The sequence below is a fragment of the Nocardia sp. NPDC088792 genome, from assembly GCF_044750615.1.
Taxonomy (GTDB): Bacteria; Actinomycetota; Actinomycetes; order Mycobacteriales; family Mycobacteriaceae; genus Nocardia.
Genome location: NZ_JBIVKC010000003.1, coordinates 100,037 through 122,182, shown reverse-complemented (window position 1 = coordinate 122,182; position 22,146 = coordinate 100,037). Strand labels below are relative to the sequence as shown.

Below are 22,146 nucleotides of genomic sequence, written 5' to 3'. Positions count from 1 at the left end.
CCATGGACGAGAAGCTGATCGTGGTAGACGAAATCCCCACCTTCCGTGCGGGTTTGACCACCGTCCTGGAACGCGGCGGCTTCGAGGTCGCCGACCCCGAAGCGACAACCGCCTGGATCCACCGCCATCCGGTGGATGCCGCAGTGGTAACAGCCCACACCGCCGACATGCGCCCCATCCGCGAACTGGCAGCAGGCTTCCCCCACCTGGTCCTGGTCTCGGTCCTGGTGTCCGCGCGGTACTCGGATTTCCGCAGCGCCCTCCGCGCAGGCGCGCACGCCGCGGTCCGCTGGGACTCACCCCCGGAGGACATTGTCGCAGTGGTCCGCTCGGCCATAGCCGGCCAAACCGTCCTCCCGACCCGAGTAGTCCAATCCCTGGCCCGCTCCTCCCTCGGCACCCCCGACCGCGGCACCCTCCGCACCGAGGAGGTCCGCTGGCTCCGCGCCCTCGCCCACGGCACCTCGGTAGTCCGCCTGGCCCGCGAGGAAGGCTATTCCCAACGAGAGATCTTCCGTCGCCTAGCAGACGTCTACGCCCGCATGGGCGCCCGCAACCGCCACGAAGCAATCGCCCTAGCCAGCCAATGGGACCTCCTCTCCGCCTCAGCCGAATAAACCACTGAATCCATCGAACCAGTATCGCGAATCTGGCTATGGAATCTCGTACCAGAATTCACTGATGGTGGACTGATGACATCAGCTACACCGCTCGGTGAGGAACCCATCCCGGCAACCGGCCGCTTCGTCATCCGCCGTCTGAACGCGGTCGAACAGCTGCGCGCGGGGCGGAAGTTGCGCAGGTTCCCGCAGTTGCTGGTCGGCCTGATCGGTTACGGCGCATCGGTGATGGTGCTGGTCACCTCCGGGTTGGGTGCAGCCAGTTGGAGCGTGCTCACCGAAGGAGTCTCCAGGTCGGTAGGTATCTCCTTCGGTACAGCAACGAATCTCATCGCGGTGATCGTGCTTGTCGGGTGGCTTCCGATGCGGGAATTGCCCGGCGTGGGAACGCTTTTGAACGTCGCGCTTGTCGGGGTCGCTGCCGACGCGGCGGCGTTGATCATTCCGCGACCGCTCGGCGTCGGCACCGAGGCAACCTACTTGGTTATCGGAATTGTCGGGCTCGCATTTTTCGATGCGGTCTATCTCGGTGCGCAGTTCGGTGCCGGGCCCCGTGACGGACTCATGACCGGTCTGGTCCGACTCACTCGGCGACCAGTTGCGCTGGTACGCACCGGCATCGAAGTCACCGTCGCCGCCGCCGGCTGGATCCTCGGCGGCACCCTCGGCATCGGGACCGTGCTCATCGCGATCACCATGGGCCCACTCGTCGGCTACTTCCTTCCGAAAGTAGCCGTCGAAATCCCCGACACCTGAACCCGCACCGATTATCGTGCGATCGATCGGTCGTGGTTTCCGAACAGGCGGATCGCCAACAGGGCAATCCATATGCCGCCGGCAATGATCCCGATTCGTTCGATGAGCCCTGTTGGTCCCCCGTCCATCAGTTTGGCGGTGAGGACGAAGGCGATATAGGAGGCGGCGAGCAGCAGGCCGGTGGCAACTGAATACCGGTACCATCCTCGCCTTTCGAGCGGTTCGTCGCGCCGTGCGAGGACGAAACAAGCCGCAATCAGCGACGTGAACTGAAGCAGACCGAAGAGACTATGAATGGCGCCGTGAATGGTCAGCGCGCTCGACGCTCCTGATGGGTAACCCAGCGACGGGTCGGGAAGGATCGGCCCGATGGCGATGAAGGTGAGGCCATAGATGCCGAGCAGGATTGGCCCCCAGGTGGATCCACGTCCCGTCTGCAGACGCAGACTCATCCCGATGGCAAAAGCAAGCAGCAGCGCTCCGGTAACGATGTAGTTGGTGATTTGTATCCACCCGCCATCCCCCAGTTCAAGGTTGCTGTCGGGGACCTTCCAAGCGTCGTAGCCAGGGCGCATGGCCCCGAGGACAAGAACCACAACAATATTGAGCAGCGGAGCGATTACACCGCAAGCCAGCAGCAGTCTCACCGCCGCCGACCGCTCTCCAGTCCGTTGCGCTGAGGTTTCGGCGGTCCTTGCAGGGCCGAGGATGTCGTTCACGACACGAGTCCTCTCGTCGATCTGAGTGAGGGTTCGAGTTGCGTTCCGCTCGCCGACCGCACCCGAGGTGAACACCACTATCGACCGATCGGTCACCCCGGCGATTGGAAAAATGTTCTCCACGCCCGGTACCGATAGCGGGCAGATGGCGAGCGCGACGATTCGGGGAACTTGATCGAATACGGGGGCTCGAAAAACGTTGGTCCCGGCCAGAATTTGGCTATCGCCCCCAGCATGAACTCGAGGGCGAGAAACCAGAGGAAACCGGTCGCGACCCATCCGGGCCAGGTGTGTGCGATAGCTATTCCTGCTGACCGTCCGCGCGGTCCTAACGTGACAAGGCAGTGATCATATTGCTGAATCACCTTGGGCTGGAGAAGGAGTGGCTCAGAATCAAGGGACGCTCTGTGGGGGCGTCGCGCCCAGCAGCTTCCGCCCCGACCACCGCGCAACAGCACTTCCTCACCACCACAGTCCAACTGAGTGAACCGACCTTCGAGACCGGAATCCACACCGCCCAGGTCCGGGGATTGGCAGGCACCGGACGTCTCGAATTCAACGCCACCGGAGTGCGGGTGGCCAACGAAGTCGGCGCGTACGGAGAGGTCCTGGCCTACAAGGTCGTATCCAACCTGGTGAAGGCCCAACGGGTCGAAGGAATGCCGTCGGGCATCGGGGGCATCGACTTCACGGCCTTCGGGATACAGGTCTCCAACACCTCCGGGGGTGAGTCGGTCGTCATCACCGACCGGATCGTGGCAAATCTGGTGAGCGCGAAACGGGTTCAGGGGCCGAGCAATAGCGACGGATCGATCACCTTCCCCGAATCCGGCATCCAGGTACGCAATGGCGCGTTCGACAACGCTCCGGCACACGGCTCCGTGTTCGCCGAGAACGGCATCTACCAAAACCAATCCTTCTCCAAAGGATCGGAGAATCGGTGGATCAACCTGAGCGACGGTCCCGACGTATCGGTGGTACACCGACACGCGGACGGGACGACGACCTACGGCAACCTGAAGGTGTCCAGGATCGAGACCGATGCCGCCCGCTGGTGATTCGACCCTTCAGGTCGGGTTGGGATATCTCAGCCGTCAACGGCTAGCGCTTCGTCGTGATGACGTTGGGCCCGTTCAACGTCCGCGCTGTGCACCGAAATCCAATCCAGCAGGCTCTGTAACGGCTCGCTCGCACTCGATCCCAGCGGAGTGAGCGAGTAGCTCACCTTCGGTGGTGTGGAAGCGTCGACGGTGCGGGCGATGAGCCCGTCGCGGACCAGCGTACGCAGCGTCTGCGACAGCATCTTCTCGCTCATCCCGCTGATCTTGACGTGCAGGCCGGAAAAGCGCACCGGGCCGGATCGCAGCGCCGCCAAGACCAGCACACCCCAGCGGCTGGTGATGTGATCGAAGACCACCCGTCCGCGGCAGCCGCCGTTGAATGCATCACCTGCGGCGTCTGCCGCGACCACGTCTGCCTGGACACCTACCTGCATGTCAGTACCGTACCTCCAGGAACGTCCTTTCCAGGAGAAAGCTGGTTGTCTAGCGTCCGCTGCATGACCGGAATCGAGTACCGCTTCATCGAGACCAATGGGATCCGCGTTCGGGTCGCTGAGCAGGGACGGGGGCCGCTGGTGGTTCTGCTGCACGGATTCCTGAACTACTCCTACTCGTGGCGTCACCAATTACGCGCCCTCGCCGAGGCCGGATACCGGGCGGTGGCACCGGATCTGCGCGGTTACGGCGGCACCGATCGGCCCGCAGATCCCGGGCAATACACACAGCTACATCTGGCCGGTGACATTGTCGGGCTGATCGACGCCTACGGCAGCGAGAGCGCGGTGGTCGCCGGGCACGATTGGGGCGCGATGGTGGCCTGGACCACCGCGCTGTTGCGTCCCGACCGGGTGCGCGGTGTGGTGGGCATGAGCGTGCCGTATGTGCCGCGTGGCCGGGACAGTCTGCTGACGATGATGCGAGACCGGTTCGGTGAGCGTCACTACATCCAGTACTTTCAGCAATCGGGCCCCGCGGAGGCCGAGCTGTCCGCCGATATCGCTGCTACGTTCCGGGGCGTGTTCCACTCGGGATCCGGAGCGGCGCAAACCTTCTGGAACCCGGTACTCGCGCCCGGCGGTCGCTGGCTGGATGCCCACCCCGATCCGGGCACGTTGCCGCGGTGGCTGCCCCAGGCCGATCTCGACGCCTACGTGGCGACGTTCTCGAGCACCGGATTCACCGGCGGCCTCAACTATTACCGAGCCATCGACGCGAGCTGGGCGCTGATGGGCGCATGGACCGGCGCGAAGATTGCCGTGCCTGCGATGTTCCTGTACGGCGACCGAGACTCCTTCGGCAATTACGCCTCGGACCTGATCGACGCACTGCCCGAGCATGTTCCGCACCTGCGCGAGACCCTCGTACTGACGGGCTGCGGCCATTGGGTTCAACAAGAGCAACCACGCGAAGTCAGCGACGCTTTGGTGAGGTTCGCGCATGCAATGTATCCACAGCGGTCGTAGCCACTGGACGCGGCGAGGGAGCGCCGAGGGACCGGCTCATGTGTGGGCCGCTATTGCCGAATGCGTTGTCTCGCTTGAATGGTTCTCCGTTCGGGCGGGATCGGTCTCGGCGCCTGCGTGATCACGTCGCCGTCTGCTGAGAGTCCGCTATCCCGGTGAGGATTCGGCGTAAGCCGTGCGAGAACTGTTCGGCCGGGCTCAGATCGGCGGCCATGATCATGCGCGAAACCTGGGGATATGCACCGCTTTCGATGATCTTGCGCATATAGGGGGCGACGGCGGCGCGCCACTGGTCCTCGGTTTGGCCGGTGCGCCGCCGGGTCTCCTTCTCGGCGAGTTCGCGCATGACCGCGCCGCGCACGTAGTCCCTGATCAGACCGACGGCCGAGCCCGCGTCGGAGGTGAGCGGGGCGGCCGCGCCGAGAGCATGTTCCAGGCCGCGCAGCCAGTTGGGACCGAGCGAGGGCCGGGTGGCCAGCAGCGGTGCGAGCCAGGGATGCCGCAGCCACAGCTCGCGCTCGTGGTGGGCGTACGCCTCGAGGTCGGCGAGCCAGTCTCCGGTCAGCGGCGCGTGGTCGTCCTGTACCGCATCGGCCATGAGGTCGAGCAGGTCGTCACGACTGTCCACGTAGCGGTAGAGCGTGGTCGTGCCGGTCGACAGCTCGGCGGCGACGCGGCGCATCGAGAGCGCGTCGAGCCCTTCGGCGTCGGCGAGGGCGACGGACGCGTCCACGATGCGCTCCACGCTCAGAGCCTGGCTTTTCGGCCGGTAGGGCTCACGGTCCCAGATCAGTGACATGGACGAGAGTCTACAGATGTGGGTACAGTGTGCCCATGAACGGGAACACTGTACCCACGGACGTTTTGATAGCCGGCGGCGGATCCGTCGGGCTGATGCTCGCGGTGCTGTTGCGCCACCACGGCGTCAAATCCCTTGTCGTCGAAGAGAAGCCGGAGCTCTCGCCGCACCCGAGGGCCACCGGCATCGGGTCGCGGTCGGTGGAGATCCTGCGCGAGATCGGCCTGGAGCAAGCGGTCGACAAGGCCGCGGTCGACTTGCAGGCGGGGAAGATCAGCGGGCGCACCCTCGCCGAGGCCGACTTCACCGAAACCGGCGACTGGAAAACGAAGAGCTCGGCCGAGATCACCTACACACCAGCCCGGCTTCGCGGCACCTGCGCCCAGAACCGGCTCGACCGCGTCTTGATCACCAGGGCCGGCGACGTCGAATTCGGCGCGGCGCTCGACTCGTTCGAGCAGGATTCCAGCGGCGTCACCGCGACCCTGTCCGACGGTCGTGTCGTGCGGGCGCGCTATCTGGTAGCGGCCGACGGCGTGCGCAGCCGGGTTCGCCAGCTCCTCGGCGTCGGCGTCACCGGTCCCGGCGTAATGGGCCGGGAGACAACGAGTGTCCTGTTCAATGCAGATCTGCATCCGCGAAAGCCGTTCGCCATGTGCAATATCGAGCACCCGGACGCGCCCGGCCTGCTAGTGACCGTCGACGGCAGACACGAGTGGGTCTTCCTCACCACCCTCGACACCGAGCCGACTCCCGACCTCCTCCGCACCGCACTCGGCGACCCATCCATCGAGGTGGAGATCCGCAGCGTGCTGAAGTTCCGGGGACGCGGCCAGGTAGCCGATCGCCTCTCCGTCGGGCGCGTCTTCCTGGTCGGCGACGCGGCCCACGCCATCCCCCCACTGGGCGCGTTCGGCCTGAACGCCGGCATCGCCGACGCACACAATCTCGCATGGAAACTCGCACACGTACTGCGCGGTGAAGCCGCCCCCGAGCTACTCGAGACCTATCACGAAGAACGCCACCCCGTGGCCCTCATGACAATGGAACAGGCCCACCTGCGATTCAAAGATCCATCCCTGCACTGGGGTAAGGACATGGCCGCAGCGCGCAAGGCAGCAGGAGCGATCAACGCGCCGGTGGTGCACATGGGCTACCGCTACGGCGGCGCCGAACTCCCCTCCACCGAGGACATCACCCTCGACCTCGACGGCTCACCGGGCTCCCGTCTGCCGCATATGTGGGTGGCCGACGGGGTATCCACGCTGGATCTGCTCCGATCGCAGTGGTGCATACTCACAGCCGATCCCGAAGTGGCGGCCGACATTCCGGTACACCTCGTCGATGGCTGGCCGTACGGAACGCTACTGGTCCGCCCCGACGGTTTCGTAAGCCGCTCGTACTGACTACGCGACAGGCGGTCATCGGAACACTTCATCGAGTACCAGCAATGGTGCTACGCCCACAGCCTGTCGAGCGCGGCGCACCCTTCGTATTTGAGTTGTGCCGTCGCGATTCGGGGCGAGATCAGGAGGATCCGCAGCTGACGCAGCAGGCCGAGCATCGACCAACGAGGTGTCAGCCGCAGGTAGATGTAATGCCATCGAAGACCCACTCCGCGACACAATCCGGATGGAACAGGGCCACAGCGTCTTCCAGTGCGGCCTCGTTGGTGATTCGTTGCGCTTCGGCCACGAATGCGGTGGCATCGATGGCACGAACGGATGAATTCGCCCCCACCGCTGGCGAATTCGGCCGGGATGCTGCGCACATGGCTGCGCTCCTATGCGGATCGGGGTGAGCGGGTGATCAGCCGCGTCAGCAATCGAAGGGCGAGACGCGGATGCGCGAGCGCCCACGGCACCACCGGCCGCGCGATGGCGAGAGGGTTCGCAAAGGTGTCGCGACGGCGCACCGGGCCGCCTTCGAGGACGAAGCGGTCGACCAGGGGAATCGCCAGCGCGCGGCGGCCCAGGGTGCCGCGGGCGACGAATTCGATCAGCACCCCGTCGTGGGTGGCTCCCCATCGGCGAACCTCGGCCCGCAGGTCGGGAACCGCCAGGAACAGTGGTTCGAAGATGTGGCGGAATCCCGCATGCCCGTGTGCGGTTCGCACGAATGGCTGCAGGAGCGTGCCGAGGAGTTCGTCGTCTTATTCTCCGACGGGTTCAGAGGTGGCGGTTACGAACAGTTCCTGCAGCACTTTCTTCCCCGGATCGGCGACGACGTGGTGCTCGTGGCACTCCCGATCGTCGAGCCGAACGGACTACGCAGATCAGAGTCCACATCGGTTCACCCCGCAACCCGTTCGAGCTGGGGCATGGCACGCCTCGGTACCCCGGATGCGGATCAATACATCAGCTCCGAGACGCTGACCGTCGCCGTCGCAGCTCGATTCAACCCGGCGACCTCCCACGACGCGACCGGCACGTACCAGCTCGACATCGACGCACGCCCCTTCCTGCTCGACATCGGCAACGGTGAGGTCAGTGTGCGAGCCGGCGAGGCCGACCGCCCCGGAGTATCGATCAGCACCGATTCCGGCAGCCTGATCGCACTCATCAACGGCACCCACACTCTCGCCGACTCACTGACCGAGGGGTTCATCACGATCGATGGCGATCCCGCCGCGACCATGGCCCTCGCCCGCGCATTCGACCTCGCAGTCACAGAGCCCGAATAATTAGGTTCCCCAGCCGAATACACGGTGCTACCGTCATTCCACCGAACCACACCATGAAAGGTCTTCCGCCATGTACGGGCAGCTACTGAACCAGCCTCAGCGCTGGCTCGACCGCGCCCGACTCCAGGGCGCATCCCTTTCCACCACGGTCGTACGCCCGCGCATCCGCAGCGGCCCCTGAGGTCTCCCCAGACCCCTTCTTTCAGGGCCGCATCCGGCAATCAGCCTCGGAGCGGCCCTTTTTCATACCCATTCCCTCGTAGCCCAATTGGCAGAGGCGGCAGGCTCAGACCCTGTCTGTTGCGAGTTCGAATCTCGCCGAGGGAACCGTTACGGCCATCCTGGGGTGAGGCGGACAGGCTGCGGCGCAGGAGGATCCGCCGGCGCCGGTCGGTGAGCCATCGCAGTACGGTGCCGGTGTGAGTGAAACCGACACCGAATTGGCCATCCGCGCCGCGCAAGCCGCGAGCGCAGTCATCCGGTCTTGCTTCCATACCCCGATGACCAGTTATTCGAAGGGGGACAACGATTTTGCGACTTCTGCCGACATTGCGGCCGAGAAGACGATTCTCGCAATGATCAGTGAGGCTCGTCCGGGCGATCGGTTCATCGGCGAGGAGTCCGGCGGCAGTGGTACAGCGACATCGGATCGGGTGTGGTTGATCGATCCATTGTGTGGAACACGGAATTTCGCCGCCGGCACGCCGCACGTGGCGGTGAACATCGCCACGCGGGTCGGCACATCGATCACCACGGCCGTCGCCGCCGATCCGTTCACCGAGGAGGTGTTCTGGGCCGATGGTGATGGCGCCTGGATACGTCGAGATGGCCATGATCTGGCGTTGACGCCAGATGCCGACACCCGGCTGGTAGAAGTCAATCTCGACTATTGGATCCACCATGAGGGCGGCTTCGACCCCACCCGCTTGCTGGCAGACCGAACATTCAATGCCACCTTCGGCACCCGCGTCCTGTCGACCACCCTCGCGGTGGCGTGGGTGGCGGCCGGCCGCCGCGCGGCCTACGTCACCGACGGCGACCTGCGCGACAGCGTGCATTTTGCAAGCGGAATCGCATTGTGCGAGGCCGCAGGATGCGTCGTCACCGGTTTGATCGGCCAGCCGATCGACGCGCCACCCTACGGTCTGGTAGCGGCAGCAGACGCGAAAACCCATGCCACGCTGGTCGAAATCATCGCCGGTCAGCTGGGCAGCAAGGCCACCACCCGCTGACCTCAGCGCATGACGGTGATATCCGAGATGGTTTCCGGGCGCCGCCTGCGCACCTCCGGTTTGCAGCACCGATACCGCCATCGCAGCAGTCAATGGCGTGCCCGCGAAGCGTGGCTATTCGGCGCCGCGACTGGTGAATTCGAAGGATTCGCTGTCGATACCCCAGGAGATAACCTTTTCGGGGTGGATTCGGATGATCGCGCGTTCCTGGGGCGGGAACGGCGGCTCCTCATCGTCGAGGGCCTCGGCCGTGCCGCGTACCTCGATGCCGCGAATCACGTACGGCTCCAAAGAAACCTGCTGATCGATAACGAACGACACCCGGCTTCCCGCCTCGACATTGCGGTACTTCCGGCTGCCACGCATCCGCATGCCTCCGATGTCGATCGTGCCGTCGGCGTTCACCCGATAGCTGGTCGGGTTGTTCTGCACAACGCCGTCGGGCGATACCGTGGCCAGTCGACCGATCCCGGCCTCCGCAAGAAACTGCAGTTCGTTAGCGGTGAAGGTCATGTCGATTACTCCTCAGTGAATCCGATATCCCTGGATTCTAGCGCCGCTAGAATCTGGAGCAAAAGTAACACCATCCCGCTACCTTGTCTAGCGTTGCTAGATTTCAGATCCGGCTACTCCGATGAACTCGAGCGGGCCGGGATCACTGAATCCACGGCGGGGTGGCGCCTGCCGCGCCGCCCGGGACGCCCGCCTTCGCTCCCGCGGGGGCTGTGACAATCGCGGAGAATCCGAGGATCGGGTCGCCGGCTACCTTCCGCGGTGCACCGGCCGGCATGACGACGGTGTCGCCCGCGGTGACGGACACGGTTTCGCCGCCGAGTTCGATGGTGGCGCCGCCCTCGACGAAGACCCACACCTGCTCGACGTCGAATACGTGCAGCGGCCCTGCGATATTCGCGCCGACGTCCACTCGCCAGAGCGCGCTGCCTGCGCCGCCCAGGGTGGGCGAGGCGAAGGTGGTCATGACGCCGGCGGCGGTCTCGGAACGGCGGGTTTCGGTGGAACGAATGACGGGCATGGAAGAAGTCCTCTCTGAGCTGAGCCGAGCTCAGCGACCAGCGGTGCGGGAAGCACTGGTGTGATCCCCGGATGAGTGTGCGAGACCCCGCCGTCAGAAGCGATTACGTGCGAGGTAACGAGAATGGTCATGACGGGTTGTCAGTCCGTCATGGCCTGAATACTGTCCGCCCGCGCTGGTATCGCACTGTCAGCCGCTGCCAGTGGTCCGAGGGTGCACCGGTCCGTATCAGTGGACGGGATCGGCGACGACTGCGGATCGGATTGTGGCGCAGATATTCTCAGCTGCTTCGCGGCCACCAGGGAGGAATTCGGTCATGGCGAAGAAGCTGTGGAACAGGCCCTCGGCGCGGTAGAGGTGCGTGGGGACGCCCGCCTCGGCGAGGCGGGCGGAGTATGCCTCGCCTTCGTCGCGCAGGGGGTCGTATTCGGCGGTGAGCACCATTGCCGGGGGTAGGTCGCGCAGACGCGGGGCACGCAGTGGGGAGATGTCCGGATGTGCTGCCGTGGCGAGGTTTCCGAGGTACTGGCGCTGGAACCAGTCGAGGTGGGCGGCGGTGAGGTAGTAGCCGTCGGCGTTCTCGTGGCGCGATGGCAGTTCGGACAGGAAGTCCAGCCAGGGGTAGACGAGCAGTTGGAATGCGATGGGCGGTCCGCCCTGATCGCGCACTCGCAGGCAAGTGACGGCGGCGAGATTGGCTCCGGCGCTGTCGCCGGCGAGGACCAGGCGTTCCGGATCGCCGCCGAGGTCGTGGGCGTTGGTGTGGGCCCAGTCCAGAGCGCGCCGTGCGTCTTCGACGGCAGCCGGGTACGGATGTTCGGGTGCGAGCCGGTAGTCGACGGCGATGACGATCGCGGGGACTCCGGCGGCCAGGGTGCGGCAGAACCCGTCGTGGGTGTCGAGGCTGCCGAGGACGAAGCCGCCACCGTGGAAGTAGACGATCACCGGGTGTGGCGCGGATTGTGTTCTGGGCCAATAGATCCGCACCGGCAACGGTGACGCACCCGGGATGGTGCGGTCTTCCACGCGCGGCAGCGGCATGGCCGGCGGCTGCTTCACGCGCGCGAGCAGTCGCCGGGCTTCGGCCGGATCGGTGACCGTGGCGCCGATATCGGGGTAGGCGGCCGTCATCAATTGCAGTACCGCTTCGGTCTGCGGATGCAGTCCGGTCATCGCTGCCTCCGATCGTGTCGCTGAGTTGTCAATGGCATTCGATGAGGCCATATTTCATCGCCGTGACGACCGCGGTGGTCCGATTCGGCGATCCGAGTTTGAGCAGAACACTGCCTACGAGCCGTTTCACGCCATGCTCGGATATCTTGAGCCAGCGCGCGATCTGTTTGTTACTCAAGCCCTGTGCGAGCAGGGTGAGCGTTTCGTTCTCGCGGGCGGTGAGGGATACCGGGCGCAAATTGTCGCCCGGTGCGGCGCGGCCGAGCAATTGCCGGGCGAGGGTGGCGGGCATGGGTATTTCCCCGACGGCCATCCGGTGCAGCGCGTCGTGTAGCGCCCGGGTGGAGAGTTCTTGCCGCAGCAGGAATCCGTCGATGGGCAGGGTGGCGAGCGGCCCGAGATTGGCGGCCTGCGGTTCGTCCAGCAGCATGAGTACCCGGGGCCGGGAGATGCTGCGCCCCAGGGCCCGTAGGCGTGGCGCTGCCGCGGCGGTGACGATCAGGACATCGATGCGTCCGGTGCGCAGGCGTCGTTCCAGTTCGGCCCAGTCCGCGCAGTGGTGGATGGCGCCGATGCCGGGTGCGCGACGCAGTGCGGCGCCGAGTTCGCGGCTCAATACTTCATTGTCGACGAGGAGGGCGTGAATTGTCTGGCCGCCCAGCGCGGGCCTGGTGTATTCGACGAAAGCTTCGGTCACCGTGATCCCCTATCCGCATTTTTCGCTGAATTTCAATTTAACAGCGGAACGGGGTGCCCGACTCTGCATAAATCTGTGCCGATCGGGACCGGCTGACGGCAGGACACTGCCGCCCGGAACGTCACGATCGTGCCAATTGTACGAATTGACTTGCGGATTCGGGCCCGGGTCGCCATGCGCGAGAAATCACGGTAGCGGGCCGCAGGCCGGCCAGTGCCACAGCGGCGGTGTACCCGCCGGGGACGTTCAGGTCGATGACCGTCCACACACCGGGGACGACCTGCCTCGGATCGCGCACGATAACGGTCCCGCCCGTACCAGCGACAGACAGCCGAAGCCCTTGAGCCAGGCGCACTCCGGCGGCCTTCACGCAGGCTTCCTTGCGAGTCCACAGCCGCGCGAACACCGGATACGCCGATCGCGCGGTGCGCACCAGCTCGGCCTCGGCGGACGGAAAGTAGCGGGCAGCGAAGGCGACCGCCGGAAATCCGCTGCGCGGAGCCTCGAGGTCGACGCCGACCCCGCATCCCCCGGTCACCGCCAGCAAGGCGAACTCTCCGGAGTGCGTGAGGTTGAAGCTCAGCACGCCCGCGCAACCATCGATCTCCGGTTTACCGGACTGTTCTGTGCGCCACAGCAACCGACGTGGCGGCAGATCCAGATAGGCCCCGAGGATGCTGCGGGTGGCCACCCGGGTCAGGATGAAGGTCTCCCGCCGGGTGACCTCCCCCAGGGCGTCCGCGCGTGCTCGCTCGTAGGCGGGTAGCGCGGCACGCAGTTCCTCGGTGGACCGCGCCGCACCCAGCGCGATGGTCCAGAGATGAACCTCACCGTCCGGCGGGGCGGACATCGTCTGCGCCGGTTCAGGATTCGGCCCCGCCGCCCGGCACCTCGATAGTGCACAGCGACAGATACCGCAGCACGGGGTCGTAGTCGATGAGCTCCACCCGCTGCCCGGTCTCCCGCCACTCCGGCAGCTGCTCGGCGAAAGCCGTCCACAACCCGGTGCAGGGCAGATCCGCTGCCGCCCAGCGCAGTTGCCCTCCCTCGCCGATACGGGCGTCCACGCCGGCTCCGGCGATGGTAGTGGTCGGGATCCCGGTGGCAGCCACGTCGCGCAGCCGGGCATCGACCAGTTCACGCGCCTCGGCCGCTCCCACATCGGCGAGATTGCGCGTCGTCACCGGCCCGAGCGCACCGCCCGGTTCGAGTACCAGCACCACCGCGGCGTCGCGCCCCGGCATCCGGGTGCCGACCGGCGGTTGCGCACTGGCGCCATTCCACAGGAAGCTCTGATCCAGGATCATCACCAGCCCGCGCCGAAAAGAGCTGTCGCGCGCGTATTCACGCGTCAGCTGCAATGCGGTGAACGGCGCGGTGACCCCTTGTTCGGACAGGGCGAAGGACAGTGTGTCGCCGCTCAAGGCCTCTGCCAGATAGCAAGCCGGGCGTGTGGGTTTGGCGTCGGGCGTGGTGTGCGCGATGACGGCGAGATCGTAGGCTTCACCGGGATATGTTGCGGCGGAGAGAATATCGGTCGCCATGGCGGTGAAGGAATTCGGCGCGGCCTGGGCGAAGTAGTCCGGGTGATAGGGCTGACCGAACTGCCCGGACAGATCTTCGAAGTAGTCGAGGAATTCGGGACTGTAGGGTTCGCCGCGCCCGAAGTGCCGGACTTCGATGCGCGCCAGCCCGAGTGGCGGCGCGCCGGTGGCGGTGGCGTGGGGCTTCGCGAGGTACACGCGGTTATCCGTCCAGTTGGTCGAGGGCGTAGCCGACCAAGGAGCTCACCGTTTCGAAGTGGTGCTGTTCGAGGGTGTCCTGGTCGAATTCGATGCCGGTCTCGTCCTCGATCTTCATGAGCAGTTCGAGTGCGCTGGTGGAGTCGAGTCCGAGGTCGTCGAAGAGCCGGGTGCCGGGTTCGAGGGTGTCCGGCTCGCGGTGCACCATCCCCGCGAGAATGAGGACGACCTTGTCCGCGATCGTGGTCTGCTGGCTCATTGTTCGGTTCCTTCGCTGGTGGGTCCGGGCACGGCGCGGGCCGTCAGGTCGTGCAGGTACTGGGGGCGCAGCAGGTCTTCGGCGGTGTCGCGCTCGCGGATCCGATACGCCCGCCCGTGGTGGACCAGCACTTCCGCGGGTCCGCCGTGTCCGAGGAAGAGCACCGGTGAGGCGGTGGGCCCGTACGCGCCGGACCGGGTTACGCCCAGCAGATCGCCGGGCCGCAAGGGCGGCAACGCCGCGTGTTTGGCGAGGGTGTCGTTGGGCGTGCACAGCGGTCCCGTCACGGTCCAGCTCTCGACGGGACCGGTTTCACCACCGGCTAGCACGCGCAGCGGAAAGTCCCGTTTGACGAAGGACCCGATGCCGACCGCCGCCATATGGTGATGCGTGCCGCCGTCGGTGATCGCGAACTGCTGTCCCAGTGAGGTTTTCACATACCGCACCCGCACGGCATAGGTGCCGGCGAGGGCGGTGAGGTAGCGTCCGAGCTCCATGACGAGCCGGGTCTCCGGATGCGCGGCCGTGAACTCGGCGATGATCGGTTCGAGTCCCTCGCCGAGCAGCGCCGGGTCGAGATCGCGCTCACCATCGAAGTAGGCGACCCCGAGTCCCCCGCCGATATCGACCATCTCGAGCGCGAATCCGAGCCGCTCCGACAGTCGTTGCGCAAGCGCGAGAATGCGACGAGTGTTCTCGGCGATCACCCCTTCGTCGAGAATGCGGGTGCCCATATACGCGTGGATCCCCATGAACCGCAGGTTTCGGTACCGGTGCACGAGGTCCGGAGCCGCGTCGAGCTGTACTTCGTCGATCCCGAATTGGCGTGGTTTGCCGCCCATGGTGAGCCCGGAGCCCTTGACCGCGAAGGCGGGATTGACCCGCAGCGCGACGGGCGCGATCAGCCCGCGCTCCCCCGCGATCCGATCGAGCAGGTCCAGCTCGCCGAAGGATTCGCAGATGATGGCGTACACCCCGGTGTCGAGGCACGCGGTGAGTTCGGCGGGACTCTTGCCGGGACCGGGAAAGATGATGTCGCCGGGTGCGACGCCCGCGCGAGTGGCGGTGACCAGTTCGGCGAGCGAGCACACCTCCGCCCGCGCGCCCAGCGAGTGCAGCAGCGCGCAGAGGCTGATATTGGGATTTGCCTTGAGGGAGAAGAAGATCTCCAGCCTCGGGTGCAGATGTTCGCGCAGCCGCCGGTATTGGGATTCCAGCACATCGCCGTCATAGACGAACAATGGTGTGCCGTGCTCTCGGGCCAGGTCGGCGAAGGTGAGGCCCTGGATCTCGGTGTCGCTCATCGGTTCTGCCTCTCTACAGCGCCGCCAGGCGGATGCTGATCTCGGTGTCGATGGCCGCAAGCTGATGCGGGTCACGGGCCAGCACCAGTCCGTAGAGCCGGCCGTCGTACCCGCCCGCAGGCATGTCCCCGGCCGGTGCGGCGGCATTGACGGTGGCGAAGTTATTGATCAGCAGCCCGCTGTCGCTGTCCCGTTCGAGCAGTACGCCTTTCAGGGCGCGGCGCAGGTCGGCGAAGGCGAGCGGGGCGCGCAACCGCACCGGATAGTGCCGGGCGAGCACCGGATTCCCGCCCGTGCCGAGGGTCTCCTGGATACGGGCCTGATAGGTGGACATATTGTTGCGGGCGTTGATCTCGATCATGGGATACAGCCCGCCGTCGGGGTCGAGCAGGGCGTCCACACCTGCCACGCCGAAGTAGCCGTCGGCCGCGAGCGCCGCGCCGATACGCTGGGCGCTGTCGCGCACCCCGGCTTCCTGGGCCGCGGTGAGCCCGGCCGGGAACCGGTGTCCTTTGTGCACACCGGCTTCGGTGATCGCCTCCTTGACGAAGTCGAAGTGCACGGCGCCGTCGCGGCCGATCGTGAACTGGTAGTTCAGGTCCGTGTGCTTGGCGACCCATTCCTCGACGACGAGTCCCGCGCGCCGATGTCCGGCGCGCTCGGCACGGCGAATCGCCATGCGCTGCAATCGATCGAGGCGTTCGACGGTGGCCACGACGGCGATCCCGCGCCCGGACACCCCGTAGGCGTCCTTGACCACCACGGTGTGCCCGGCGGCGAGCAGCAGCCGGGCCCGCCCCACGGCCTCGTCGAGTTCGTCGAGGGTCTCCGCGGCCCATCCACGCGGGCGCCGCAAATCCAGTTCCTCGGCCAGCCGACGACTGTAGATCTTGCTGTTGACCCGCTTGCAGACCGCGGCCGCCGGTGCGGCCAGCGGTATTTCGCTCGTCTCGGCGAGTTGTTCTTCCAGGTCCGAGACACCGTGCGGGAACAAGCGGGCGCCGCCGCGCGCGAGCCGCCCCAGCGCGGTCCGGATGGCCGGATCGGCGAGGATATCGGCGGTGACGGTGCGCTGCGGGTCCTGGCGGCCGATCGCGAGGATGCGCGGCGGAGTCAGTCCGAGTTCCCCGAGGTAGCTCAGATACCCCGGATCGGGTGCGGCCTTGAGCACGACATGGTCGTCCGGACCTGCCAGTAGCAGCGTGAATTCGTCCATCCGGTTCACCACGGCCCGTCCCGCGGGGAAGCTCACCCCGGGCAGGCCGGGTTCGCCCATGGCCCACCGGTCTTCGATCTCGAAGTTGCCGAGAAAGACCAAGGGAGTGCCGGGTGTGCCGGTGACGGCGACCTTGAGCCGGGTGCCGAAATCGTCGGGCTGTGCGCGCATGGTTCGTCCTGGCCTGTTCTCGAGGGCGGAAGCTGCTCAGTGGCGGAAGACCATGGCGGAGAAGGTCGCTCCGAGCCCGACCGACGCCATCATGTAGTGGTCCCCCGGCCGCAGCCGCCCGGTCTCACACGCGGTGCGGTAATTGAGGAACGGGTCCGCGCAGAAGCAGTGCCCGGTGACGGGCAGGTTCTCGAGGAAGATGCGCCCGATCGGAAATCCGATCTGCTTGGACAGCCGCTTCCACGAGTTCTGATTCACGTGGTGCGGCAGGATCAGCGCGATATCGTCGAGCGTGAGCCCGGCATCGTCGACGGCGGCCCGCAGGACTTCCGCGAGGGCCTCGGGGTAGAGCCGGTCGAATTCCCGTGCCAGTTCGTAACTGAGCCAGGGCGCCTGATTGAACTGCCCGTGCGTGCGGGTGGCGTAGGACAGTATCCGGTCGTGATCGCCATTGCGCCGCACCAGGATCGCGGCCATGCCCTCACCCATGACGGCGGTGTCGACGATGAACTGCTGCGAGTAGGCGTTGTAGGCCTTTTCCCCGGTGAAGACCAGCGCCAGGGCCTCGGGATCACTGTCCGCGGCAAGTAGCCTGCCGCACACGTCGAGGGCGAGCAGTCCGGTGGCGCAGGCGTGCTGGGTCAGGCAGAAGGTGGCGGCATGGTCGAGCCCGAGTGCGCGGCGCACCTCGTGCACGGGATTGGTCGGGTAGGGCGCGGCGACGGGCAGGGTGAGGGCCTGCACGATGTAGCGGACCTGTTTCTCACGGCCGCGCAGTTGTTCTTCGAGTCCGGCCGCGGTGCTGAGCATCTGGTCGGCCAGCCGGGCCTGACCGTCGCGGCGGATGTGGGAGAAGCCGTAGAAGCGCCGGAACAGGCGGATCTGCGTGTCGCTGACGTCGAGTCCGGCCAGGGCCTCGTCGATGGGGATGCTGCGTGGCGGCAGATAGGTGGCCACCGCTTCCAGGCAGGTCATCGCGTGTCATCCTGCTTTCTGGGCTCGAAGGGTCTGGGAGAGAGGATGATTCGACTATCACCGATGGCGCGCGGCCGGATAAGACTCCGACGGGCGCCTCATCGGCCCGATCGAACGGTCATGCCCGTTGGGCCGGTGTCCGCGTCGGCGGTGAGGACCACCTTGAAGGCCTCGCGCCGGTCGAACAGGTCGTAACCGTGGCGGGCCTGGCTCAGGGGCAGGCGGTGCGAGATCAGGCGTGCCGGATCGATGACGCCGGTGCGCATGAGCTCGATGGCCTTGTCCCGGTGGCGAATCGGGTCGCCGACGGTGAACCGGAGGGTCAGTTCACGGGTGAAGGCGAGTCCGCTGGGAAAGGGCATGGCGGTGGCACTGTGCGCCCCGACAACGGCAATGGTGGCGCGAGGTCCCGCGCTGTGCATGGCGCATTGCAGGGCGGCGTCGGTGCCGACGGCTTCGAGAACGGCCCGCGCGCCGTACCCGGGTGCGGCCTCGTCCAGTGCGGCAGCCAGTCCGGTCGGGGCGACCGCGCGGATGCCCAGCGCCTCGGCGGTGGCGCGCCGGGCCGGATCGGGATCGGCGATGACGACGTGCGCGGCGCCGAGGGCGCTCGCGCACAGCGCGGCGAGCAGCCCGACCGGTCCCGCGCCCACCACACCGGTCACGGCGCCGGCCTCGATGCCCGCGTCGGCCGCCGCGGCATACGCGGTGGTGAGCACGTCGCCCGCGAACAGCGCTTGCTCGTCGGTGAGATCATCGGGCGTGCGAGCGAGCACCGTGTCGGCGAAGGGAATTCGCACGAATTCGGCTTGCCCGCCGGGCACGGGCGCACCGACGACAGTCGAGTAACCGAACAGGCTGGCGTGCGCGCAGTGATAGTGCCACCCGCGCGCGCAGATCGGGCAGCGACCGCACGCCACGAGATCGGAGGCATACACCCGCTCCCCCGCCGCGAACGGTACCTCGCTCCCGGCATCCACAACGACACCGGCGAATTCGTGGCCCAGGATGGTGCCCGGTGCGAAGTCGGGAATCTCGCCCCGGTACGGGTGCAGGTCCGAACCGCAGATGGCGCTGCGGGTCACCCGCACCACCGCCGCGCGCGGCCCGTCCACGCGCGGCATGGGCACCTCGTCCACGCGGACCTGATAGGGCCCTTGGTACACAACGCCTTTCATCGGCGCTCCTCGTCGCTGTGCGGGTGCAGGATCGTCCAGTCCTTCGGCCCCAGCTCGATCCGGTCCTTCTGTTCGCTATCGCTGTCCCACCGAATATCGGTGACGCGTGCGGTGTCCCCGTGGTTGATCACGATCAGCCGGTCGGTGTCGTGATCACGGATGAGTTCGAGGTCCGGATCGTCGCAGTCCGCGGTTGCCGCGATCCCCGCCAGCGCGGCGATGCGCCGGTAGAACTGCTCCCACGGCGCGGCGGCAAGTCGTCCGGGCCGGTCCAGCTGACGTTCGAAGGGTGTGTTGGTGAACAGGACCCGCCCCTCGCCGATCCGATTGCAGACCAAGGCCGGAGTGCCGTCGCGGTAAGAGCCGAGCACCTCGGCGGCGGTCGCGCGCAGCGTGGTGGCCCGGGTGGGCGCGGCGCTCCAGTCGATCTCCCACTGCTGGCCGTCCCATTCGAAGGCGGTGTGCCCGGCGGAAGGCGGTGCGTAGTCGATGATCTCCGCGCCGACGAGATCCGCGCCCGGGAACCCGTGCAGATGATCTCCCAGCGAGCAGTACACGGTGCCCCCGCGTTCGGCGACACCACGCAGAGCACGCTGATCGGACAGCGTGAGGTGGGCCGGTGAGGGGCACAGCACCAGGTCGTAACCGTCGAGATCGCCTGCCGCGATCTCGAAGTCGAGGTGCGCGCGCGTGAGCAGCAGATGGCAGAAGAACGCGCCCAGCGTCGCGACACCCGTGTCGAGGTAGGAAGCACTCGCCTCGCGCCCGCGCCGAGGTAGATACACCGCGATCCGGGGACGTCTCCGCGTACCGGTGCGGTCGTCTGCCATGCGGGTGCACGAGCGCGTCACGGCGAGCTCACCTGCGGCGCGAGCGATCCTGCGGAACTCGTGCATGGCGGGTTTCTCGGAGCCGTCGAGCCGGCGCAGTCCGGCGCCCCGCTCGCCGGGCCGATCGAGGTACGGCGCGGTCTCGGCGGCAATGTCCTGCCAGCACCATACGAACAGGCCATTGGCGCCGTTGGCGATGGCCGAGGCCGCGGCGGCCCGCAGATAGGCCGCGGCGGTATCGTCGGCGACGCCGTAGCTGCCGAGTTCATCTACCAGCGGAACACCGTATGCCGCAGCATATTTCACCAGGAAGGCAGGCAAGGTGGTGGCCTTGTATGACAGTGTGGATTCGATCGATCCCGGTGCCCACAGCGGGAATCCATGGATGCCGATCAGGTCGAGCGGTTCACTGTTGTCGGGCCCGAACGGCGACGGACCGAGCACGCCGGAGGCGTCGTTGGCCTGCAACACCAGCACATCGGGCGCTTCCTCGCGCAGTGCGGCGGCCAATCGCACCTGCCAGCAGGCGATATCGTCGGCGGTCAGGGCGGCGGCCTCGGCGGGATCGATGCAGCCGATCTCGTCGCCGAGATCGAAACCGAGCAGACTCTCGCGCCGCCCGACCGCACGGGCGACGGTGCGCGCGAATTCCTCCTCCCGGTCGAGCATGCCGGGATCGCGCCAGAGGCTGCGCCCCTCCCGCCACGACAGGTCCAGGCGCTGCCCGTTCATCCAGATGGTGAACAGCGAGACCACGCACACCAGTCGCGCACGCTCGGCCGCGGCGAGGACCGCGTCGAGCCGATGCAGCATGACCGGATCGATATGACCCGCCGCGGGTTCGAAGTCCCGCCAGAACACGAACAGCCGCACGGTGTTCAACCCGGCCGCCGCCATGCGGGTGAAGTCGGCCTCGATGGCGAGCGGATCCCAGTCCGTCCAGATCCGGCACCCCGCGACCGACGGGTGATAGTCGACGCCGACGGCGAGGAAGGGTCGACCGTTGCGATGCAACCCGCCGTCACGCACAGCGAAACTCATGAGACGGTCCTCCCACAGGCGCGCAGCACGCTCTCGGCCAGCGCATCGGCCACGAACGCGGGATCGTCATCGGTCATCCGCGCGTGCAGTGGCAGCGACAGCAGCCGAGTGGCGATGGCGTCGGTCACCGGCAGCGGCCGCCGATCCGAGCCGAAACGTGCCCGGTAGTAGGAGAATTGGTGAGTCGGCGGATAGTGCACGGAGGTCTGTATCCCCGCATCGCGCAGGCGTGCGCGCACGATGTCCCGATCGGCGCGCACCGGCAGGATCACCGCCATCAGGTGCAGTCCGGTGTCGTCGTCGTAATCGGCGAAGGGCACGATCAATTCGGGAATCCGGGCCAACCGGTCGCGATATCGGCCGATGAGCGCCCGGCGACGGCGCCGCTCGCCCGCGAGCTTGCGCAATTGGATACGCCCGATGGCCGAGCTGATCTCGGTGGGCCGATAGTTCAGGCCGACATCGGGCACGTCATAATCGGCGCGCCCGCTGCGATCACGATCCCAGGTGCCGGCGGACAGGCAGTGCGAGCGGGCGGCCCGCACCTGTCCGAGCAGCACCGGGTCCTTGGCCACCACCATGCCGCCTTCGCCGGTGGTGAGGTTCTTGGTCGCGTAGAAGCTGAAACAGCCGATATCGCCGATGGTTCCGAGCATGCCGGTCCCGGGCGCGCGCACGATCGGCGCGTGGGCGGCGTCCTCGATCAGCGCCAGCCCGTGCTCGCGTGCGATACCCGCCAGGGCGACGAGGTCGGCCGGGTAGCCCCCGTAGTGCATGGCCACGATCGCCTTGGTGCGTGGCGTGATCAGCTTGCGCACATCACCCGGATCCACGGTGGGATCGCTGCCGGAGCGGACGTCGGCGAAAACCGGTGTGCCGCCTGCCAATACGGTCATGGCGGCGGCGGACACGAAGCTCAGCGCCGGCATGATCACCTCGTCACCGGGCCCGATCCGCAAGGCGCGCACTGCCAGGTGCAGGGCGGCCGTTCCGCTGCTCACCGCGACCGCGTCCGGGCACCCGAGCACGGTGGCGAAGTCCTGTTCGAAGGCGCGGGTGCGTGGTCCGGGTGACAGCCAGCGCGAGCGCAGTACCTCGGTGACCGCGGCGATCTCCTCCTCGTCGATGGTGTTGTCGGCGAGGGTGACCTTCCACTCGGGTGGTGTCGGGGTGGGCATCGAAGCCTCCTTGTGG

The 22,146-nt window shown here is 66.6% G+C and carries 24 protein-coding genes and 1 tRNA gene; 8 read left to right on the top strand and 17 right to left on the bottom strand.

Annotated elements, in window-relative coordinates; translation table 11 throughout:
• The first annotated feature begins 2 nt into the window (after nucleotides 1–2).
• Both ACIP5Y_RS18500 and ACIP5Y_RS18495 read left to right on the top strand, forming a co-directional pair.
• Nucleotides 3–617 (top strand): hypothetical protein, encoded by a 615-nt coding sequence (locus tag ACIP5Y_RS18500; RefSeq protein WP_400351460.1) that lies wholly within the window; start codon nucleotides 3–5, stop codon nucleotides 615–617.
• A gap of 75 nt (nucleotides 618–692) precedes the next feature.
• Nucleotides 693–1,376 (top strand): YitT family protein, encoded by a 684-nt coding sequence (locus ACIP5Y_RS18495; RefSeq protein WP_400351459.1) that lies wholly within the window; start codon nucleotides 693–695, stop codon nucleotides 1,374–1,376.
• 11 nt (nucleotides 1,377–1,387) lie between these two features.
• Here ACIP5Y_RS18495 and ACIP5Y_RS18490 read toward each other — a convergent pair whose 3' ends face one another.
• Nucleotides 1,388–2,095 (bottom strand): DUF998 domain-containing protein, encoded by a 708-nt coding sequence (locus ACIP5Y_RS18490; protein WP_400351458.1) that lies wholly within the window; start codon nucleotides 2,093–2,095, stop codon nucleotides 1,388–1,390.
• A gap of 407 nt (nucleotides 2,096–2,502) precedes the next feature.
• On the opposite strand from ACIP5Y_RS18490, the gene ACIP5Y_RS18485 reads away from it, so the two are divergent.
• On the top strand, nucleotides 2,503–3,153 hold the full coding sequence (locus ACIP5Y_RS18485; protein WP_400351457.1) for a hypothetical protein: 651 nt from the start codon (nucleotides 2,503–2,505) through the stop codon (nucleotides 3,151–3,153).
• 29 nt (nucleotides 3,154–3,182) lie between these two features.
• Here ACIP5Y_RS18485 and ACIP5Y_RS18480 read toward each other — a convergent pair whose 3' ends face one another.
• Nucleotides 3,183–3,590, bottom strand: coding sequence for a winged helix-turn-helix transcriptional regulator (locus tag ACIP5Y_RS18480; protein ID WP_400351456.1), 408 nt, complete (start codon nucleotides 3,588–3,590; stop codon nucleotides 3,183–3,185).
• Between the two features lie 63 nt (nucleotides 3,591–3,653).
• Between ACIP5Y_RS18480 and ACIP5Y_RS18475 the strand changes: the two genes are divergently transcribed.
• On the top strand, nucleotides 3,654–4,619 hold the full coding sequence (locus tag ACIP5Y_RS18475; RefSeq protein ID WP_400351455.1) for an alpha/beta fold hydrolase: 966 nt from the start codon (nucleotides 3,654–3,656) through the stop codon (nucleotides 4,617–4,619).
• A 121-nt stretch (nucleotides 4,620–4,740) separates the two neighbouring features.
• Here the strand turns inward: ACIP5Y_RS18475 and ACIP5Y_RS18470 are convergent, their stop codons facing one another.
• Nucleotides 4,741–5,418, bottom strand: coding sequence for a TetR/AcrR family transcriptional regulator (locus tag ACIP5Y_RS18470; RefSeq protein ID WP_400351454.1), 678 nt, complete (start codon nucleotides 5,416–5,418; stop codon nucleotides 4,741–4,743).
• Nucleotides 5,419–5,453: 35 nt separating this feature from the next.
• Here ACIP5Y_RS18470 and ACIP5Y_RS18465 point away from each other — a divergent pair, with 35 nt between their 5' ends.
• A complete protein-coding gene (locus ACIP5Y_RS18465) occupies nucleotides 5,454–6,824 on the top strand; it encodes an FAD-dependent monooxygenase (protein WP_400351453.1) in 1,371 nt (456 codons plus the stop codon).
• A gap of 377 nt (nucleotides 6,825–7,201) precedes the next feature.
• Here the strand turns inward: ACIP5Y_RS18465 and ACIP5Y_RS18460 are convergent, their stop codons facing one another.
• Nucleotides 7,202–7,534, bottom strand: coding sequence for a nuclear transport factor 2 family protein (locus tag ACIP5Y_RS18460; RefSeq protein WP_400351452.1), 333 nt, complete (start codon nucleotides 7,532–7,534; stop codon nucleotides 7,202–7,204).
• Nucleotides 7,535–7,738: 204 nt separating this feature from the next.
• Between ACIP5Y_RS18460 and ACIP5Y_RS18455 the strand changes: the two genes are divergently transcribed.
• From ACIP5Y_RS18455 to ACIP5Y_RS18445, 3 genes are all read left to right on the top strand, one after another.
• Nucleotides 7,739–8,101 carry an SCP2 sterol-binding domain-containing protein gene (locus tag ACIP5Y_RS18455; RefSeq protein WP_400351451.1) on the top strand — a complete coding sequence of 121 codons (363 nt, stop codon included), beginning with the start codon at nucleotides 7,739–7,741 and terminating at the stop codon, nucleotides 8,099–8,101.
• A 253-nt stretch (nucleotides 8,102–8,354) separates the two neighbouring features.
• Nucleotides 8,355–8,428, top strand: a tRNA-Leu gene (locus ACIP5Y_RS18450).
• Nucleotides 8,429–8,541: 113 nt separating this feature from the next.
• A complete protein-coding gene (locus tag ACIP5Y_RS18445) occupies nucleotides 8,542–9,333 on the top strand; it encodes an inositol monophosphatase family protein (RefSeq protein WP_400351450.1) in 792 nt (263 codons plus the stop codon).
• A 114-nt stretch (nucleotides 9,334–9,447) separates the two neighbouring features.
• On the opposite strand, the gene ACIP5Y_RS18440 is transcribed toward ACIP5Y_RS18445, so the two are convergent.
• The 13 genes from ACIP5Y_RS18440 to ACIP5Y_RS18380 form a co-directional block, all read right to left on the bottom strand.
• Entirely contained in the window at nucleotides 9,448–9,846 is a 399-nt protein-coding gene (locus tag ACIP5Y_RS18440) for a PPOX class F420-dependent oxidoreductase (protein WP_400351449.1), read from the bottom strand.
• A gap of 142 nt (nucleotides 9,847–9,988) precedes the next feature.
• Nucleotides 9,989–10,366, bottom strand: a complete 378-nt coding sequence (locus ACIP5Y_RS18435; RefSeq protein WP_400351448.1) for a cupin domain-containing protein — start codon at nucleotides 10,364–10,366, stop codon at nucleotides 9,989–9,991.
• Nucleotides 10,367–10,594: 228 nt separating this feature from the next.
• Complete coding sequence (locus tag ACIP5Y_RS18430) at nucleotides 10,595–11,539, bottom strand: alpha/beta hydrolase (protein ID WP_400351447.1); 945 nt, start codon at nucleotides 11,537–11,539, stop codon at nucleotides 10,595–10,597.
• Nucleotides 11,540–11,567: 28 nt separating this feature from the next.
• Nucleotides 11,568–12,236, bottom strand: a complete 669-nt coding sequence (locus ACIP5Y_RS18425) for a LuxR C-terminal-related transcriptional regulator (protein ID WP_400351446.1) — start codon at nucleotides 12,234–12,236, stop codon at nucleotides 11,568–11,570.
• Between the two features lie 121 nt (nucleotides 12,237–12,357).
• Nucleotides 12,358–13,086: a 4'-phosphopantetheinyl transferase family protein gene (locus ACIP5Y_RS18420; RefSeq protein ID WP_400351445.1), complete on the bottom strand. Its 729-nt coding sequence runs from the start codon at nucleotides 13,084–13,086 to the stop codon at nucleotides 12,358–12,360.
• Nucleotides 13,087–13,099: 13 nt separating this feature from the next.
• On the bottom strand, nucleotides 13,100–13,978 hold the full coding sequence (locus ACIP5Y_RS18415; RefSeq protein ID WP_400351444.1) for a hypothetical protein: 879 nt from the start codon (nucleotides 13,976–13,978) through the stop codon (nucleotides 13,100–13,102).
• A 4-nt stretch (nucleotides 13,979–13,982) separates the two neighbouring features.
• Complete coding sequence (locus tag ACIP5Y_RS18410) at nucleotides 13,983–14,237, bottom strand: acyl carrier protein (RefSeq protein WP_400351443.1); 255 nt, start codon at nucleotides 14,235–14,237, stop codon at nucleotides 13,983–13,985.
• Nucleotides 14,234–15,541, bottom strand: a complete 1,308-nt coding sequence (locus ACIP5Y_RS18405) for a type III PLP-dependent enzyme (RefSeq protein WP_400351442.1) — start codon at nucleotides 15,539–15,541, stop codon at nucleotides 14,234–14,236. Before ACIP5Y_RS18405 ends, ACIP5Y_RS18410 begins: the two co-directional genes overlap by 4 nt.
• 13 nt (nucleotides 15,542–15,554) lie before the next feature.
• Nucleotides 15,555–16,928 carry an ATP-grasp domain-containing protein gene (locus ACIP5Y_RS18400; protein ID WP_400351440.1) on the bottom strand — a complete coding sequence of 458 codons (1,374 nt, stop codon included), beginning with the start codon at nucleotides 16,926–16,928 and terminating at the stop codon, nucleotides 15,555–15,557.
• Between the two features lie 36 nt (nucleotides 16,929–16,964).
• Complete coding sequence (locus tag ACIP5Y_RS18395) at nucleotides 16,965–17,903, bottom strand: 3-oxoacyl-[acyl-carrier-protein] synthase III C-terminal domain-containing protein (protein WP_400351439.1); 939 nt, start codon at nucleotides 17,901–17,903, stop codon at nucleotides 16,965–16,967.
• 98 nt (nucleotides 17,904–18,001) lie between these two features.
• On the bottom strand, nucleotides 18,002–19,081 hold the full coding sequence (locus tag ACIP5Y_RS18390) for an alcohol dehydrogenase catalytic domain-containing protein (protein WP_400351437.1): 1,080 nt from the start codon (nucleotides 19,079–19,081) through the stop codon (nucleotides 18,002–18,004).
• The gene (locus ACIP5Y_RS18385; RefSeq protein WP_400351436.1) at nucleotides 19,078–20,952 is read right to left on the bottom strand and encodes a beta-galactosidase trimerization domain-containing protein; all 1,875 of its coding nucleotides are present in this window, start codon (nucleotides 20,950–20,952) and stop codon (nucleotides 19,078–19,080) included. The genes ACIP5Y_RS18390 and ACIP5Y_RS18385 overlap by 4 nt, the downstream gene beginning before the upstream one ends.
• Nucleotides 20,949–22,130, bottom strand: a complete 1,182-nt coding sequence (locus tag ACIP5Y_RS18380) for a DegT/DnrJ/EryC1/StrS family aminotransferase (protein WP_400351435.1) — start codon at nucleotides 22,128–22,130, stop codon at nucleotides 20,949–20,951. The genes ACIP5Y_RS18385 and ACIP5Y_RS18380 overlap by 4 nt, the downstream gene beginning before the upstream one ends.
• Nucleotides 22,131–22,146 lie beyond the last annotated feature (16 nt).